The sequence below is a fragment of the Pantoea sp. M_9 genome (assembly GCF_008631385.1).
Lineage (GTDB): Bacteria > Pseudomonadota > Gammaproteobacteria > Enterobacterales > Enterobacteriaceae > Pantoea > Pantoea eucrina.
In genome coordinates, this window is sequence record NZ_VWUF01000001.1 from 794927 (window position 1) to 811724 (window position 16798).

The window sequence follows — 16798 nt, forward strand, 5'->3', positions numbered from 1 at the left end:
TGCCGCACAAGTAATAAGGGCAACCCGGTGGGCTGCCCTTTTTTTTACGGCGCGTCGATATCCTGCAGATCGTTTTGTATCGCGCTGGCGTTTGGATTCTCCTCCGGCTTCAGCTTGCCGCCATTGGCCAGAAAATCGTTACGCTGGAAATAGGCATTGCGGATAAAGGAGTAAGGATCCTGCTGCTGTTTCAGCAGCCCGTCAGAATCCAGCAGCTGAGCACGCGTCTCTACTCCCTCGAGCGCCCATTTACCGATCGACATCGGCCAGGTCAGCCAGCTGAGCACCGGATAGAGCGTATCCACATAGTCACCGCCATCCTGCCGCACGGTGAAACTGCCGTAGCCGGGCAGCACCACATACGGGCCATAGCCGACGCCATAACGTCCCAGCGTACTGCCAAAGCGATGCGGCACCTCGCGTGCCAGCGCCGGGTTCGCTTTGCCTGCAACGTCGATAAAGCCGCCCAGACCCAGTACGGTATTCAGGAAGAAACGCGTGAAGTGGATCCCGGCCTGACGCGGTTCGCCCACCAGAATAGAGTTCACCATGCTGGCAGGTTCATTCAGGTTGCCGAGAAAATTACTCATGCCGGTACGCGCCGGTACCGGTACATAGTCGCGCCAGGCTACCGCCACCGGGCGCACCACATAAGGATCAAGTACGTTGTAATTAAAATTGAACATCGTACGGTTAAAACCTTCCAGCGGATCGCTGCGCTGCGCCGGGGCGGCGTCATCCGCCGGTTTTGAGCTGGCGCATCCCACCAGAAGTAAACTGGCCAGTGCCAGACTGGTCAGGCGGTTATTCATGTTCTTCTCCCTGTGCGGATGATAAATGTAGCGCTTCAGGGCTGCTGCTGATTGATCTCAACAGTCAGCGGCTGGTGACCCTCCCACGAGGTAATAGCACTGAGCCCGAACCAGTCCCCGGCCTGAGGATTTGCGCTGCCGTCGCGGGCAATACGCACTCTGACCTGAACCTGATGCTGCGCCGAAAGCAGGCGATCGGGCATCATAGCGTTGCTGTCATCCAGCGTAAGCGATAGCGGAAAGTGGCTAAGCGGCAGGCGCTTAACGGCCACGGGCACCGGTGAAACACCGTCAGATACAGAAATATACAACACTCCGTCCGGCGGCAACATTTTTTCTGCCGGCGGCGACAGCTTTACCGTCAGGCTTAGCGCAACCGCCTGCTGCCCGGCGGCGGTTTTCGCCTGTTCAATGCTGCGCTGAATCAGCGTTATGCGCGGATCGCCGGCAGGCAGCAACGCCAGCATGGCGCGCCACGCGTCAAGCGCTTCAGTATAGTTCTGCTGCTCAGATGCGTTGAACGCCAGCAGGCTAAGCGTGCGCAGATTAGCGCGATCCCGTTCCAGCAGCGCATGCAGCAGCACGCTCGCCTGCCGGTTATCCTGCGGATCGCCGGAACGCGTCAGGACTTCGGCGTAATCCTGCTGCAGCTCCAGGCTGTCAGGCGCACGCTGCAGCGCGCGCTCAAACGCCTGTCCGGCAGCGGTAGCATTGTTCAGCACCATACCAAGCCGCCCCAGCATCGCCCACTCATCGGCGCTGCCGGGTGTCTGCTGCAGCGCCGTGCGCAGTCCCAGCTGCAGGCGCGCCAGCTCCTCCATCGTCAGCGGCTGCGCATCCGGATCCATTACGCGGGCGCGCAGCGCCGGATAATCACGCTGAATAGCGATCCAGCCGGCCAGCTGGGCGTAGCCGCCGGTTTGCAGATAGACCCCGGTTGTTACCAGCAGCAGCAGGATCACGCCCGGCAGCAGTACCCAGCGGCTGCTCTGCCGCGCCGGGACGTGCTGCCCGTCAGTGACGTCAGTCAGCAGCATCTGCTGCAGATCGCGCTCCATCTGTGCGCGGTCTGCCACCACGCCTTCCGTTTCATCGCGCTGCAGCTCGCGCAGGCGCTGCTGATAAAAAGCGGTGTTGAGGCGGTCGCGTTCACCAGCATGGTGTTCACGCTGACGCCACCCCGCAGCCAGAAACAGCGCTACCGCAGCCGCCAGTAAGACGATCAGAGTCGTGCAAAATACAATCATTACGGCTTCCCGTTACGTTCCAGAATCGCCGCCAGGCGCTGTTGTTCATCGTCATTCAGTTCAGTCGTTTCACGCGCGCGGCGGTTACGCAGCAGGATCACCCCGCCGCCCAGCAGCATAAACAGCGCCGGACCGGCCCATAAAATCAGCGTCGCGGGCGTCAGCGGCGGATCGTAAGTAACAAAGTGACCGTAGCGCGCCACCATGTAATCCACTATCTGCTGCCGGCTCTTGCCCTGCTGCATCAGCTCATAGACTTTCAGGCGCATATCAGCGGCAATCATGGCGTTTGAATCTGCAATGCTGTTGTTCTGGCATTTCGGGCAGCGCAGAGAGGCGGTGATCGCCCGGTACTGATCCTCCTGCTGCAGCGAGGTAAACTGCAGGGTATCCGTGGTGGCGGCCCGGACGCTGAGCGTAAGCAGCAGCGCCGTCAGCGCCATAAGCAGCCTGCTCATGCCCCCGCCTCCCGGCTATATTTTTCCCACAGCGGTTTAACTTCTTCATTCCAGACGCGCTCGTTCATATCGCCGGCGTGGCGATAACGAATAATGCCGTGGCCATCGATAAGAAAGGTTTCCGGCGCACCGTAGACACCGAGGTCCAGCCCCAGCATGCCGCTGCCGTCGTAGAGGCTCAGCGCGTAAGGGTTGCCCAGCGTATTAAGCCAGTTTATCGCTTTCGTACGGTCATCTTTATAGTTGAGGCCAACCACGCGCACGCCCTGCTCCGCCAGCCGGTTCAGATAGTGATGCTCAGCGCGGCAGGTCGGACACCAGGTTGCCCAGACGTTGAGCAGCAGCGGCTGACCATCGGTAAGGATCTGCTGGCTGTAGATTTTGCCTGGCTGATCCAGCGCTTCCAGTCTGAACTGCGGCACCGGTTTGCCCGTCAGGGCTGACTCAAGCCGGGAGGGATCGTCACCCTGCGCATTACGTGACAGCTGCCACAGCAGCGCTGCCGCCAGCAGCAGAAACAGCGCCAGGGGAATAAAGAGAATTTTTTTACTCATGCCCGCTCCTCACGCGCAATTTTTTTCCGCGCGCGATAACGCGGATCCAGCAGGCAGAGCAGGCCGCCTGCCGCCATAAACAGGCCGCCAAACCAGATCCAGCGGACAAAGGGTTTGTAGTAGAGGCGCACGGCCCAGGCGCCGTTATCCAGCTCCTCACCAAGCGCGGCATAGAGATCGCGGGTAAATCCGCCGCTGATCGCCGCTTCGGTCATCATGGTGCGGGCAGCGGTATAAAACCGTTTTTCCGCCCGCAGTACCGCCTCCGGTTTGCCATCGCGGGTGACATCGATGATCGCCACGCCGCCGCTGTAGTTAGGCCCCTGCAGGTTATGCACGTCGCGGAACACAAAGTGATAGCGATGAATATCGATGCTGTCGCCCGCTTTCATGCGCACATCGCGCTCAACGCTGTACTGGGTGCTGAACGCGATGCCTACTACCGTTACCGCTACGCCCAGATGCCCCAGCACCATGCCCCAGTGGCTGCGCGACAGGTGCCGCAGCCCTTTCAGCAGGCTATGCCGGTGGGTCGCGCGCTCATGCAGCTCCATCAGCGTCAGCAGCGTGACCCAGATCGCCATCAGCAGCCCGGTTACCGTCATCGCTTCAATGCGATCTTCCAGCAGCCACGGCAGCAGAACAGAGAGCAGCAGCGTGACCACCAGCCCGGCGCTCAGCCGCTTCCATAGCTTTTGCGGCTCATCGCGCCGCCAGCGCACCAGCGGACCAATACCGAGCAGCAGCGCAAACGGCGCCATCAGCCAGCTGAACAGCGTATTAAAGAAGGGTTCTCCCACGGAGATACTGCCCAGCCCCAGCTGCTTGTGCACCAGCGGCAGCAGCGTACCCAGCAGGACCACCAGCATTGCCGCAATCAGCAGCACGTTATTGCCCAGCAGAAACGATTCCCGCGACCAGATTTCACTCTGCACGCGGCTGCGTACCTGCCCGCCGCGCAGCGCATAGAGCAGCAGCGAGCTGCCAATCACGATGATCAGAAAAGCGAGAATAAACATCCCGCGCGCCGGATCGGAAGCAAAGGCGTGCACCGAGACCAGCACGCCGGAGCGCACCAGAAAAGTGCCGAGCAGGCTGAGCGAAAACGTCGCGATTGCCAGCAGCACGGTCCAGGCTTTGAAGCTGCCGCGCTTTTCCGTTACCGCCAGCGAGTGCATCAGCGCGGTTCCGGCCAGCCACGGCATAAACGAGGCGTTTTCCACCGGGTCCCAGAACCACCAGCCGCCCCAGCCCAGTTCATAATAGGCCCACGCCGAGCCCAGCACGATACCGATGGTCAGAAACACCCATGCGGCGGTGGTCCAGGGACGCGACCAGCGCGCCCAGGCGGTATCCAGCCGTCCGGTCATCAGCGAGGCGATGGCAAAGGCGAAGGCGACCGAGAAACCGACATAGCCCATATAGAGCAGCGGCGGATGGAAGATCAGGCCGATATCCTGCAGCATCGGGTTAAGATCGCCGCCGTCGATGGGGAAATCAGGCAGCGTGCGGGCAAACGGGTTGGAGGTCAGCAGGATAAACAGCAGAAAACCGGCGTTGATCATCCCCATTACCGCCAGCACGCGCGCCAGCGCATCACGCGGCATCTCGCGGCTGAAAATCGCCACCGCCAGCGACCAGCTGCTGAGCAGCAGCACCCACAGCAGCAGCGACCCTTCGTGCGCACCCCAGGTCGCGGCGATGCGGTAATAGACCGGCAGCAGCGTATTTGAATTTGTCGCGACGTACGCAACGGTGAAATCGTTCACCACAAATGCGTGTACCAGCACCATAAAGGCAGCGGCAATGGCTAAAAACATGCCCCAGGTCAGCGGTCGCGCGAGCGTCATCAGCCGCGCATCCTGACGCGCGGCGCCCCACAGCGGGTAAATACTCAGCAGCAGCGCCAGGCCCAGCGCCAGGCAGAGCAGAAAGGTTCCGATTTCCGGCATCATGGCTGATTACCCGCCGGCTGATAGCGCACTGCGGCGCGGGTATGATTGGTATTCATGGCGTCCTGAATTTCCGGCGGCGTATATTTTTCGTCGTGCTTTGCCAGCACTTCCCGGGCGCTGATGACATTGCCCGCCTGCAGTACGCCCTGTGCCACTACCCCCTGCCCTTCGCGGAAGAGATCGGGCAGGATGCCGTTATAGCTGACGCTGACCACGCCTCTGGCGTCATACAGGCTGAAGGTTACCGCCAGCGACTGCGGATCGCGCTTTACGCTGCCTGGCATCACCATGCCGCCCACGCGCAGACGCTGTCCCGCCTCCGGCTTCAGCTGCGCGTCGCCTTTGCCGTTGATAATCTCGCCCGGCGTATAGAACAGATCGATGTTTGAGCGCAGGGCATACATCACCAGCGCGGTCGCCAGGCCAAGGCCGGTAAGAATAGCCAGCACCACCAAAAGGCGGTTGCGACGACGGAGATTCATCCTGCCTCCCCGGCAGCGCGCGCGCGCTGTTTAGTCTGTGCCGCACGCACACGCAGCTCCCGCGCCTGACGCTGACGGATCTCCGCCAGCAGACGACGCCGCTGCAGCAACGTATGCAGCACCAGGCCCAGTAGCGGGATCAGGGTGCAGGCAACCGACAGCCAGACAAAAAAGGCGTAGCCGCCCATAGCAAAGAATTCACTCCATGAGGAGAAGGCCGGACTCATGCTTTTTCTCCCTGCTGTGCCAGCGCGATAGCCCACGGACGATGCCGTTCGGTCAGTAAAATCAGGTTACGCAGCCGCATCAGCGTCAGCGTAATAAACAGCAGCAGATAGCCGAGAATCGACCAGCGCAGCGGCGTGCGCATAGAGGGATCGATCGCCTGCTGCAGCAGACCGGATGAACCCTGATGCAGCGTGTTCCACCACTGGACAGAAAAATGAATAATCGGCAGGTTCACCACGCCGACGAGGATCAGGATACCGGCGGCGCGGCCCGCCGTGCGGCGATCGTCAAAGGCGAGCCAGAGTGCCATCGCGCCCATATAAAGGAACAGCAGCACCAGCTCTGAGGTGAGGCGCGCATCCCAGATCCACCAGGTTCCCCACATCGGTTTGCCCCATGCAGAGCCGGTAATCAGCGCAATAAAGGTAAAGGCGGCCCCCACCGGCGCCATCGCGGCGGCGGCCAGGTCAGCCATCTTCAGCTGCCACACCAGACCGGTAAAAGCGGCAATCGCCATGGCGGCATAGATCCCCATTGACCACATGGCAGCGGGCACGTGCAGGTACATAATCCGGAAGCTATTGCCCTGCTGGTAATCAGCCGGGGCGAAGCCAAATCCCCATCCCCAGCCAAGCAGCAGCGCGCCGGCTGCGGCAATCGCCATGCCGGGAATGAGTCGCCCGCATAGCTGGTAAAGGCGTTCCGGCCTTGCCCACTGATGTATCCATTTCCACATTTGCATTGCTCACACTAATAATAAAGAGGGAACGGCTTCTCTGAGGAAGCGCGCTACTGCAGGCTGATCCGCAGCGCCGCTGCGGTGGCAAACGGCGACAGCGTCGCACTTACCGCCAGCATCGCGCCCAGAACTGCCAGATAGCCGCCAACTGGCAGCCCGTGCCCGGCGGCGTCGATAGCCGCACTGGCAAAAATCAGAACCGGAATGGTCAGCGGCAGCACCAGCAGGCTGAGCAGCACGCCGCCACGCCGCAATCCCGTTGTCAGGCCGGTGCCGATAGCACCAAGAAAGCTCAGCGTCGGCGTACCCAGCAGCAGCGTCAGCGCCAGCGCGCGCCAGCCTGCCATATCCAGCGACAGCAGCAGCGCCGCCAGCGGTGACAGCAGGATCAGCGGCAGGCCGGTGACCAGCCAGTGAGCAATCACTTTACCCAGTACCGTGACCGGCAGCGGCGCCGGCAACAGCAGCAGCTGCTCCAGCGATCCATCAAGGAAATCGTCACGGAACAGGCGTTCCAGCGCCAGCAGCGAAGCCAGCAGAGCAGCGACCCAGACCACGCCGGGCGCAATGCGCGCCAGCTGCTGCGGCTCCGGACCGATGCCGAGCGGAAACAGCGTAATGACAATCAGAAAGAACCACAGCGGGTTGATCACTTCAGCCCCGCTGCGAAACGCAATTTTCAGTTCACGCCGAAGAATACGCAGCAGCATTATTGCCACTCCCCGCTCAGGCGTATTTTACGCAGCGCGGCGGCGGGCAGTTCCTGATGCGTGGTGAGGATCACCGCCCCGCCCTGGCTGGCGTGCTGGTTAAAACGCGCCATGAGTGCTTCCACACCGGCTTTATCGATAGCGGTCAGCGGTTCATCCAGGATCCACAGTCGGGCTGAGCTGAGCCAGAGGCGTGCCAGCGCAACGCGCCGCTGCTGGCCTGCTGAGAGCTGCGCCACCGGCACCTCTTCGTAGCCGGTCAGGCTGACCTGCTCCAGCGCCGCATACAGCGCCGCCTGGCTGCTGTCGCCATGCCAGAAACGCAGATTTTCCAGCGGAGAGAGTACCGCTTTTACGCCAGGCTGATGGCCAAGATAGAGCAGGTTTTGTTGCCATATTTCACGCTGACGCTGCAGCGTTTCGCCCTGCCAGCGCACTTCGCCCTCTTCTGCCCGACTAAGCCCGGCCAGCAGACGCAGCAGTGAGGTTTTACCGGCGCCGTTCGGCCCTTCTATCTGCACGAGGTCACCCGGCCGGACATGGAAGCTCAGCCCATGGAACAGCATTCGCTCATCGCGAACGCATGAGAGATTAATGACTTCGAACATAGAGGGGCGCATCACCGCAAAAAATGAGGCGGCGATAATAGCACACTGTTGCAGTGCGCCGAAGAGTGTGACCGTGCTCTCATTTCGCTGCGCACCGCTGTTTCATGCCTTCAGAACCGAAAACTGTATAAAAAAGCCGCGCGGTTAAAATTTTGTTACGCTTAAAGAAATTCTTCGTAACATTTCAGGCTTGCTAAAACCGTCTACGCTTATTACGCATTGGCACTATCACCAGGAGCAAACATGAAGCCATCGCCATCAAATGCTGAACACGACAATGACGTAGACAGCGAAGAAAAAGAGCAAGGCACGGAGATTGAAGTTGATGAAGAGGCCCTGCCCTCGCGGGCAGCGGCGATTCATGAAGAGATACGGCAGGACGGGGAGAAAGAGTTAGAGCGTGACGGTATGGCGCTGCTGTGGTCAGCCATCGCCGCAGGTCTCTCAATGGGCGCGTCGCTGATGGCGAAAGGGATTTTTCAGGTTCATCTTGAAGGGGTCCCCGGCGCTTTTCTGCTGGAGAACCTCGGCTACACCTTTGGCTTTGTGATTGTGATCCTCGCGCGGCAGCAGCTGTTTACCGAGAACACCGTAACGGCGGTCCTGCCGGTCATGCACAAGCCCACCGGCAGTAATTTTATGCTGCTGCTGCGCCTGTGGGGGCTGGTGCTGCTGGGCAACCTGATTGGGACCGGACTGGCGGCGCTGGCTTTTAACTACATGCCTATTTTTGATGAGGCGACGCGCCAGGCGTTTACGGCCATCAGTGAAAAGGTGATGGAAAATACGCCGGGCGAGATGTTTGCTAATGCCGTGATCTCCGGCTGGATCATCGCCACAATGGTCTGGATGATCCCGCATGCGGAGAATGCCAAACTGCTGATCATCATTATGATGACGTGGCTGGTGGCGCTGGGGGATCTGGCGCATATCGTGGTCGGCTCGGTCGAAGTACTCTATCTGGTCTTTGCGGGGACGGTGCCGTGGCAGGCGTTTTTCTGGCCGTTTGCGCTGCCCACGCTGCTCGGTAACATCACCGGCGGCACGCTGATTTTTGCCCTGATCAGCCATGCGCAGATCCGCAACGACATGAGCGAAGAGGCTAAAGCGAAGGCGCGGGCGGATCAAAAACGCCGCGAGAAAGCAGAAGCGAAAAAAGCTGACGGAGAGCAGACGGAGTAATCCGCTCTTCCGGGCGCGGCGCTGCTGACAGAATGAGCAATCACGCCGCGCCCGGTTAACATCCGGAAGACATACGGGTATACTGCGTTTCCGGATGTCTCCTTAGTTAAATGGATATAACGAGCCCCTCCTAAGGGCTAGTTGCAGGTTCGATTCCTGCAGGGGACGCCACAGACATCTCTCCCTCATCCTGCAGATCCATACCGGCAAATTTCGACAGCTGCTGACTGATGCTATTTTCTTTGTAGCAGGTGACCAGTAACGCCTGGGTTGCGCGCGTAAATGCCACATACAGTGCCGGGATAGCTTCAGACTCATCTTCAGCCCCTTTATGCACAAATGATGCATTGATCACGGCAACGTAAGGGAACTCAAGCCCTTTGCTGCTCTGAAAGGTCAGCAGATGAATCACATCTTCCCGATGCGAATAGCGTTTTTTATCTTCCGTGGTGAAGCTGACGGCGGCGGGGATCGCCTGCTGCTGCAGCAGGTCGATGAGTTTGTCTGCTGAAAAGTGCGTAGGACAAAGCACCGCCATGTCGCCCCAGCGGCCTGCCGCCGCATACTTCTCTCGCAGCCACGCCACAACGCGCCGGGCTTCATCTGTTGCAGACTGACACTGCTCGATATCGGGAATGTCGCTGTTCTCTTCGCCGCAGGCTTCCGGCAGCACCAGCGGAAGCTCCTGATTATGGTGCCGGTCAAAGTAGTCGCGTGAAAAAGCGTAGGCAAAGTTAAGAATGCGGCGCGGATTGCGATAATTCACCCGAAGAATAGAGGTGCGCCCCTGCGCCTGAATGCCCACGCTCGCCAGCGAAAAGTTCAGCGCTTTCTCACGCCGGTACAGGGACTGGGCGTCATCGTACATCAGCAGCAGCGAGCGGCGGCTGTTATCAAACAGCCGGGCTATCAGTGAAAGCCAGCGTCGGTCGAAGTCATGCCCTTCATCCACCAGCACCGCATCGTACCCCGCATCTCCGACTGTGCCGCTATTAACCGCATTTTCCAGCGCCGCAAAGCAGTTATCATAATAGCGCCCTTCCCCGCTCATCTTCAGCTTAAAGGTCCGGGCTGCCGTCGCGCACCAGTCGTGAAAATGATAGACGTGTACTTTATGCGATAGCCCTCTGGCCGCGATACATTCACGGATATAGTTAGCCAGAATGATATTAAAACAGAGCACCAGTACAGGACGCGTGGTGGTCTCGGAAAGGTATAAACAGCGGTAGAGTAAAATCAGCGTCTTGCCGGAGCCGGCCACGCCATGGATAACACGATGCCCTTCGCCGAGATTACGTGCCAGCACCTCCTGCTGCAGATCCATTACCCGGTAAATATTACTGCGCTTATTTTTTACCGTAATAGCGATCTCCGGAAAAAGATGCCGCCGCAGAATATCCCGCACAGCCGGCGTTATTGCAGGCCTGAAACGGGTGGTAAAGAGTCCGGAAACTTTAGCGCGAAACGCAGAAACAGAGACAGACTCGGTCATTTCATCCTGACAAATCGTCAGCGCCTGTGGAAATAGAGATTCAACCACGCCGTCAGCTGAGAGTGATGTCAGCTGCTGGCGGGTAATATTGGTAAATACCACACCATAAGCCCAGGCGATATTCAGCTTTCCTTTATACAGGCCTGTTTTCTGCTGTAGTTTCGGATCCTGAGATAACAGGTCAACGGTTGCACAGGCATACTCCCTGACCTGCAGCAGCGGATTTTGTGCCTGCGTTTCGCCCTGGGCATGTCTCATCGTTACCGTCTGCGGGTCCGCATGCTGAAATGTACTTAGCTTCCAGTCTTTGACCTCAAGGAAAATAAGTCCGTTGGCAGGATCGATAATAACAAAATCGGGATGCCGGTACTGGCGCCCGACCGGAATGTCATACCAGATAAGACAATCATCGCCGAGATGCGATTCAAGCCGCTGGGCGACGCGTCGCTCCCCGTGCGTCATTCGCCCTGAACAGAGTGTCAGGGAGGTCATTAATTTCGCCATAAAACAGTATCCACGTATATAAAGTACATCAACGCAACACCACGATAACATCGCTATTAAAACTTTAGAATACGATGTTATGCCACTTAGCTCTGTGCCTGTTTATTATGTTGCCGGCATGCTGATAATACCGGCCCGGTACCAGGTTTATTGTGACAATAATAGCGCGATGTCTCTGCCTTTTCCGGCAGGCGGGAAAAAGCTGGCAGGAGTGGTATGATTTACGCTTAATGATGCCGCTGGCATCTGAACCCCTCCCGTTTCCGGAGCGCACTATGAAACATGAGATTGATCTGAAGTATTACGATATCGCTGACGCCTACGCTGAAGAGTGTGAAAAACCGGTGAGCGAAGCCGAGCGCGACCCGCTGGCGCACTACTTCCAGCTGCTGATCACCCGCCTGAATAACCATCAGGAGATCAGTGAAGAAGCGCAGCATGAGATGGCGCGCGAGGCGGGAATTGCTGACGCGCGCATTGATGATGTGGCGAACTTTCTGAATGAGTGGGGCAACGAGTAAACGGCTTTAGCAGGCTGCCTGCTGGCAGACAGCCTGCCCGCCGTCGCGATAATTACTTACGCGCGTCCAGCAGCTGCTGGGCGTTATCCGCAGTGACCGTGGTCCACGGAATGTAGTAGTGTTTTTTCGTGCCGCCATCCCAGGCGAGATCTTTGGCATACTGCTGCCAGATATCAGACTGCGGCTGATAGCCTGCGCCTTTTACCGCATGCAGCGCGACATCAATAGCGCCCTGCATCTGGCCTTTCGCATCCTGCAGAATAGAGACCATTTCACCCGCCTGANATCCCAGGCGAGATCTTTGGCATACTGCTGCCAGATATCAGACTGCGGCTGATAGCCTGCGCCTTTTACCGCATGCAGCGCGACATCAATAGCGCCCTGCATCTGGCCTTTCGCATCCTGCAGAATAGAGACCATTTCACCCGCCTGAACGGCATGAATCGCGTCAGACACCCCGTCCACACCCGCAATGGCGAAGTCGTTCACGTTCAGCCCGGCGCCCTTAATCGCTTCAATGGCTCCCAGCGCCATCTCATCGTTTTGCCCAATCACTCCGTTGATTTTGCCGCGATGCTTCTGCAGCCAGTTCTCCATCAGCGGCTGTGCTTCAGCGCGCGACCAGTTGGCCGTTTTTCTCTCCAGCACGGTAACCTGCCCCGGACCACACTCCGCTATCGCTTTATCGTTGCCTTTGCCGCGCTGGATCTCACCGCTGCCGCCCTTCGGCCCTTCAATAATGACGACATTGACCTTTTTGGTTTTGCACTGCAGCTTATCCAGTACCGCTTTGGCTTCCAGATAGCCGCCCAGCTCATCATTAGAGACCACTTCGGACGTCATCTCTTCCGTATTCAGGCGGGCGTTGGTGACCACCACCGGAATTTTAGCCTCGTTAGCATTGGTCACAATATCGATGTTGGCTTCATAATCCATCGGGTTCACGATAATCGCGTCGGCACGCGTCTGGATTGCGGTCGCCGCCTGGTCATTCTGCACCGACGCGTCATAACGACCATCGTAAAAGGTGAGCACGGCTTCGCCGCTTTTTACTGCCGGATGCGCTTTACCGTAGCGCTCCATCAGCTGTACGAACTCCGCCTTATTGCCATACATCAGCACAGCGATTTTTACGGGTGCAGCCTGCGCTATGCTAATCGCGCCCAGCGTCAGGGCTGAGGTTAACAGAGCGATAGATCTTATTTTCATTGTTCTCTCCTGGCAGGGTTTATCTATTCAGAGGTTAATCGCGCTGTTGTTTACGCGACGGGTCGAGCAGTACAGCCACTACAATCAGAGCGCCTTTGATGATCTGCTGGTAGTAAGACTGCACCCCCAGTAAATCCAGGCCGTTATTCATTACGCCGATGATCAGCACGCCAAAAAAGGTGCCGACAAGCGTACCGACACCGCCAGCCATACTGGTGCCGCCAATCACTACCGCAGCAATCGCATCGAGTTCATAGCCTGCGCCCGCGTTGGTCTGTGCCGATCCGGTACGTGCGGTGAGGATGAGCCCGGCGATCCCGGCCAGTGCGGCGCACAGGGTGTAGACCATGACTTTTATCCCGACGACGCTGATCCCTGACGTACGGGCACTTTTCGGGTTGCCGCCAACGGCATAGACGTAGCGCCCGAGTAAGGTTTTATTGAGCAGCAGCCACGCAAGACCAAACAGCACGACAAAGATAATGACCGGTACGGGTATGCCGGCTATGTAGCCGTTGCCGAGCCAGCGAAAATCGCTGTTAAGCTGTGAAACCGGGTTGCCGCCGGTGGTCAGCATCGTGAGTCCGCGCGCAGCAGAGAGCATGCCCATAGTGACGATAAACGGCTGCAGCCGGTAACGCGCCAGCACGGTGCCGTTGATCAGGCCGCAGACAATGCCAATTCCCAGCGCGATAATCATCGGGACCATCACCGCATGTGCCGTATCCCCGATTGTCATACCGCTGTTGTTCGTGGCAAAACGTGCAGCGACAATGCCGCTCAGCGCCAGCACCGATCCCACCGAGAGATCGACGCCGGCGGTGATGATCACAAAGGTCATCCCGATCGCTAAAATGCCGTTGATAGAGACCTGGCGCAGCACAATCAGCATATTTTCATTACTGAGAAAATAGTTGCTGCTCCAGGCGCCATTAGCGACCTGCAGCTCGCCGACGGCAGCCACAATCAGGCAAAGCACAAAGAACGCGATGATGATGCCGTATTTGTGCATACGCCTTTTGTTGCGCGTAAAAAATGAGATGCCGGAAGGCATGGAATGTGTGGTGTTCATAACGTAATCTCTCTGTTAAACCGCCAGCTTCATCAGTTCACTCTGCGTTGCCTGAGCCGCACTTAATTCCCCCGCCAGCTGCCCATCGCGGAACACCAGAATGCGATCGCTCATGCCGATGATCTCCGACAGCTCTGAGGAGACCATTACTATCCCCTTGTTTTTCAACGCAAACTCGGACATAAAGCGGTAAATCTCTTTTTTCGCGCCGACATCAATACCGCGGGTAGGCTCATCCAGCAGCAGTACTTCCGGGTCCAGTAACGCCCAGCGTCCCAGCACGACTTTCTGCTGATTACCGCCGCTGAGATTGCCCACCAGCTGTTCGGCATCCGGCGTTCTGACGTTAAAGCGTTTGATCATCTCCAGGCTGCGCTGCTGCTCCTGCTTCTCACTGATAAAACCGGCGCGGGAGATAGCGCCAAATGAGGCGATGTTGATGTTTTCGCGAATCGAACGGCAGAGCACCAGCCCGGTTGCTTTGCGATCTTCTGTGACATAAGCGATGCCGTGCCGGATCGACTCTTTCGGTGAGTGGCGGCCCAGCACCACCTCGCCGAGGCGAATGGTTCCGCTGTCTGCGTGTTCAATGCCAAACAGTAAATCGAGAAACTCGCTGCGCCCGGAGCCAACCAGCCCGTAAATACCGAGGATTTCGCCCCGCTTCAGGTGCAGGCTGATATCGTTGATTTTGTTACGCCAGCGCAGGTTTTTTACCTCCATCATCACCTCATCGCCCGGCTGATTAAACTTGGCAAATTCACTCTCATATTCTCCGCCAATAATCTGCTCAATCAGCTGTTCGCGCGTGATATCGGCCAGCATGCCCTCCTGCACCCAGGCGCCATCGCGAAAGATGGTATAGCTGTCGGCAATCTGGAAAATCTCAGAGAGGCGATGGGAAACATAAATAATGCCTTTACCCTTTTGCGCCAGCCGGGTAAGGGTCTGAAAGATTTTTTGCGCATCCTCCTCGCCAATCGCTGAAGTCGGCTCATCCATGATGATGATGTCAGCATTCGCGTGTGAGAGCGCTTTGGCGATCTCCACCAGCTGCTGTCCGGCCACGCTGAGGTTACGCATCTTTTCGGTAGCGGAGATGTCAAAATCGAGCTCTGCCAGCAGCGTGCGGGTACGCTGATTGAGCGTGGCAAAGTCAACAAAACCAAAACGGCGCGGTTCGCGTCCCAGCCAGATATTTTCGGCCACCGTCAGGTCCGGAATTGCGCTCAGCTCCTGCTGAACAATCGCGATACCAGCGGCCAGCGCGTCCCGCGGATGGGCAAAGCTGCAGCGCCTGCCGCGAATAAATATCTCTCCGGCGTCAGGCTGGATAAAACCCATCAAAATGCTGAGAAAGGTGGACTTTCCGGCACCGTTGCCACCGCACAGCGCGTGAATGGAGCCGGGGCGCAGCGCAAATTCGGCGTTTTTCAGCGCCACAACCGGACCAAACGCTTTGCGGATCCCCGTGACTTCCAGCAGCATCTCCTGATGATTTCTGGTCACAATGCCACCTCCGGATAAGTCGTGCTGAGACGCTTCAGATAGCGCTGATAATACGTTTCGTAGGTCTGATGGCGTGCGGCATCGGGCACGGCGCGGGTGCTTTCATCCGGCGTGACAAAGCGCTGGCACAGCGACTGCAGTAACGCATCCGGCGGCTGTGCCGGATTATCCAGCAGCATGCTGGCCCACATCGCCTGAATTGCCGCACCCAGCGCGGCGGTTTCCGGAATACGCAAAGCGACCACCGGGCAGTTCATGACGTCGGCCACAATTTGCCGCCAGCCGGCGCTGCGCGCGCCGCCGCCGGTAAGGCGGATCTCCTGCGCGCTGATGCCCTGCTGCCGGAACAGCTCAAGTCCGTAGCGTAATCCGTATGTGGCGCTCTCCACGGCGGCGCGACAGAGGTTAGCGCGTGTAAAATTCACGGCGTTCAGGTTGTGCAGACTCGCCTGCGCGTGGGGCAGCGCCGGCGTGCGCTCGCCATTAAAAAACGGCAGCATCTCAACGCCCTCAGCCCCCGGCTCTGCCTGGTTCAGCAGCTGATTAAAGCCGGTAAGATCCTCTGCCAGCAGCGTCTGGATCAGCGTGGTCGCCGAGGTGACATTCATGGTGCAGATCAGCGGCAGCCAGCGATTGGTGCTGGAGCAGAAGCTGGCAATCAGGCCGTTTTCGTCAGTCACCGGCGCCTCGCTGCAGGCGAACAGCGTGCCGGATGTTCCCAGGCTGAGCGTCACCGTGCCTGGCGCAATATTGCCGGCCCCGATGGCGGCCATCATATTATCGCCGCCGCCTGTCGCGACCCGCACCGTGCGGCGTAGTCCCAGCCGCTGCGCCGCTTCCGGCTGCAGGGTGCCGATACACGTTTGCGCGGCAGCCAGCGGCGGCAGCGCCTGCCACAGCCGGCCGTCAGGATCGATAAGCTCCACCGTATGCCGATCCCAGCTGCGGCTGCGGATATCCAGCAGGCCGGTGCCGGAGGCGTCGCCATACTCCATAACCCGTTCACCGGTCAGCCAGAAGTTAAGATAATCGTGCGGCAACAATACGGTATGTAAACGCGCCCACAGCGCCGGATGCTGCTGCTTCAGCCAGAGAATTTTTGAGGCGGTGTAGCCGGTAGCTGGAACAATCCCGGGCTGTGCCAGCGCACCGCTAACCCCTCCCAGCTGCTGCAGCAGCCAGCTGTTCTGCGCATCGGTGGCGGTATCGCACCACAGCTTTACCGGATGCAGCACCGCTCCGGCTTCATCCAGCGCCACAAAGCCGTGCTGCTGGCCGGAGACGCTGAGCGCAGTAATCTGCTGTGTATCAATAGCGGCGTCTGAGGCTGCCTGATGGAATGCCGTGACCAGCGCGTCGATCCAGTCGCTGGCATGCTGTTCACGGGCGCCATCCGCCCCGCTCTGCAGCCGGTGCGGCGCGCTGCCCTCACCGACGATCGTCCCCCGCTCGCTCTCCACGATAACCACGCGCGTTCCCTGCGTGCCGCAATCTATGCCTGCATAGAGCGCCATGC

At 58.6% G+C, this 16798-nt stretch carries 16 protein-coding genes, 1 tRNA gene and 1 pseudogene; 3 read left to right on the plus strand and 15 right to left on the minus strand.

Annotated elements, in window-relative coordinates:
* Positions 1–44: 44 nt before the first annotated feature.
* The 10 genes from mlaA to ccmA are packed head-to-tail and all read right to left on the minus strand — an operon-like array spanning position 45 to position 7793.
* On the minus strand, positions 45–812 hold the full coding sequence (gene mlaA / locus F3I15_RS03570; RefSeq protein WP_039379156.1) for a phospholipid-binding lipoprotein MlaA: 768 nt from the start codon (positions 810–812) through the stop codon (positions 45–47).
* Positions 813–847: 35 nt separating this feature from the next.
* Entirely contained in the window at positions 848–2059 is a 1212-nt protein-coding gene (gene ccmI, locus F3I15_RS03575) for a c-type cytochrome biogenesis protein CcmI (protein ID WP_150016567.1), read from the minus strand.
* A complete protein-coding gene (locus F3I15_RS03580; RefSeq protein ID WP_150016568.1) occupies positions 2059–2517 on the minus strand; it encodes a cytochrome c-type biogenesis protein in 459 nt (152 codons plus the stop codon). The genes ccmI and F3I15_RS03580 overlap by 1 nt, the downstream gene beginning before the upstream one ends.
* The gene (locus F3I15_RS03585; RefSeq protein WP_039379161.1) at positions 2514–3071 is read right to left on the minus strand and encodes a DsbE family thiol:disulfide interchange protein; all 558 of its coding nucleotides are present in this window, start codon (positions 3069–3071) and stop codon (positions 2514–2516) included. Before F3I15_RS03585 ends, F3I15_RS03580 begins: the two co-directional genes overlap by 4 nt.
* A complete protein-coding gene (locus tag F3I15_RS03590) occupies positions 3068–5026 on the minus strand; it encodes a heme lyase CcmF/NrfE family subunit (protein WP_150016569.1) in 1959 nt (652 codons plus the stop codon). Before F3I15_RS03590 ends, F3I15_RS03585 begins: the two co-directional genes overlap by 4 nt.
* Positions 5023–5508: a cytochrome c maturation protein CcmE gene (gene ccmE / locus F3I15_RS03595; RefSeq protein WP_150016570.1), complete on the minus strand. Its 486-nt coding sequence runs from the start codon at positions 5506–5508 to the stop codon at positions 5023–5025. The genes F3I15_RS03590 and ccmE overlap by 4 nt, the downstream gene beginning before the upstream one ends.
* Positions 5505–5735, minus strand: coding sequence for a heme exporter protein CcmD (gene ccmD, locus F3I15_RS03600; RefSeq protein WP_150016571.1), 231 nt, complete (start codon positions 5733–5735; stop codon positions 5505–5507). The genes ccmE and ccmD overlap by 4 nt, the downstream gene beginning before the upstream one ends.
* The gene (locus tag F3I15_RS03605; protein ID WP_150016572.1) at positions 5732–6472 is read right to left on the minus strand and encodes a heme ABC transporter permease; all 741 of its coding nucleotides are present in this window, start codon (positions 6470–6472) and stop codon (positions 5732–5734) included. The genes ccmD and F3I15_RS03605 overlap by 4 nt, the downstream gene beginning before the upstream one ends.
* A gap of 53 nt (positions 6473–6525) precedes the next feature.
* Positions 6526–7185, minus strand: a complete 660-nt coding sequence (gene ccmB / locus F3I15_RS03610) for a heme exporter protein CcmB (protein ID WP_150016573.1) — start codon at positions 7183–7185, stop codon at positions 6526–6528.
* Positions 7185–7793, minus strand: a complete 609-nt coding sequence (gene ccmA, locus F3I15_RS03615; protein WP_150016574.1) for a cytochrome c biogenesis heme-transporting ATPase CcmA — start codon at positions 7791–7793, stop codon at positions 7185–7187. The genes ccmB and ccmA overlap by 1 nt, the downstream gene beginning before the upstream one ends.
* Positions 7794–8036: 243 nt before the next feature.
* On the opposite strand from ccmA, the gene F3I15_RS03620 reads away from it, so the two are divergent.
* The gene (locus tag F3I15_RS03620; RefSeq protein ID WP_150016575.1) at positions 8037–8975 is read left to right on the plus strand and encodes a formate/nitrite transporter family protein; all 939 of its coding nucleotides are present in this window, start codon (positions 8037–8039) and stop codon (positions 8973–8975) included.
* 96 nt (positions 8976–9071) lie between these two features.
* Positions 9072–9146, plus strand: a tRNA-Arg gene (locus tag F3I15_RS03625).
* Here the strand turns inward: F3I15_RS03625 and F3I15_RS03630 are convergent.
* Positions 9106–10971 carry a 3'-5' exonuclease gene (locus tag F3I15_RS03630; RefSeq protein ID WP_370513325.1) on the minus strand — a complete coding sequence of 622 codons (1866 nt, stop codon included), beginning with the start codon at positions 10969–10971 and terminating at the stop codon, positions 9106–9108. The genes F3I15_RS03625 and F3I15_RS03630 overlap by 41 nt on opposite strands.
* Before the next feature lie 275 nt (positions 10972–11246).
* On the opposite strand from F3I15_RS03630, the gene F3I15_RS03635 reads away from it, so the two are divergent.
* Positions 11247–11492 (plus strand): DUF2543 family protein, encoded by a 246-nt coding sequence (locus tag F3I15_RS03635; protein ID WP_039385596.1) that lies wholly within the window; start codon positions 11247–11249, stop codon positions 11490–11492.
* Between the two features lie 52 nt (positions 11493–11544).
* On the opposite strand, the pseudogene F3I15_RS03645 reads toward F3I15_RS03635, so the two are convergent.
* The 4 genes and pseudogenes from F3I15_RS03645 to xylB form a co-directional block, all read right to left on the minus strand.
* A pseudogene (locus F3I15_RS03645) lies at positions 11545–12701 on the minus strand (substrate-binding domain-containing protein).
* Positions 12702–12735: 34 nt separating this feature from the next.
* Positions 12736–13755 (minus strand): ABC transporter permease, encoded by a 1020-nt coding sequence (locus F3I15_RS03650; RefSeq protein WP_370513326.1) that lies wholly within the window; start codon positions 13753–13755, stop codon positions 12736–12738.
* A gap of 33 nt (positions 13756–13788) precedes the next feature.
* Entirely contained in the window at positions 13789–15261 is a 1473-nt protein-coding gene (locus F3I15_RS03655) for a sugar ABC transporter ATP-binding protein (RefSeq protein WP_150016641.1), read from the minus strand.
* Positions 15262–15278: 17 nt separating this feature from the next.
* Complete coding sequence (gene xylB, locus F3I15_RS03660) at positions 15279–16796, minus strand: xylulokinase (protein WP_150016578.1); 1518 nt, start codon at positions 16794–16796, stop codon at positions 15279–15281.
* Positions 16797–16798: the final 2 nt, after the last annotated feature.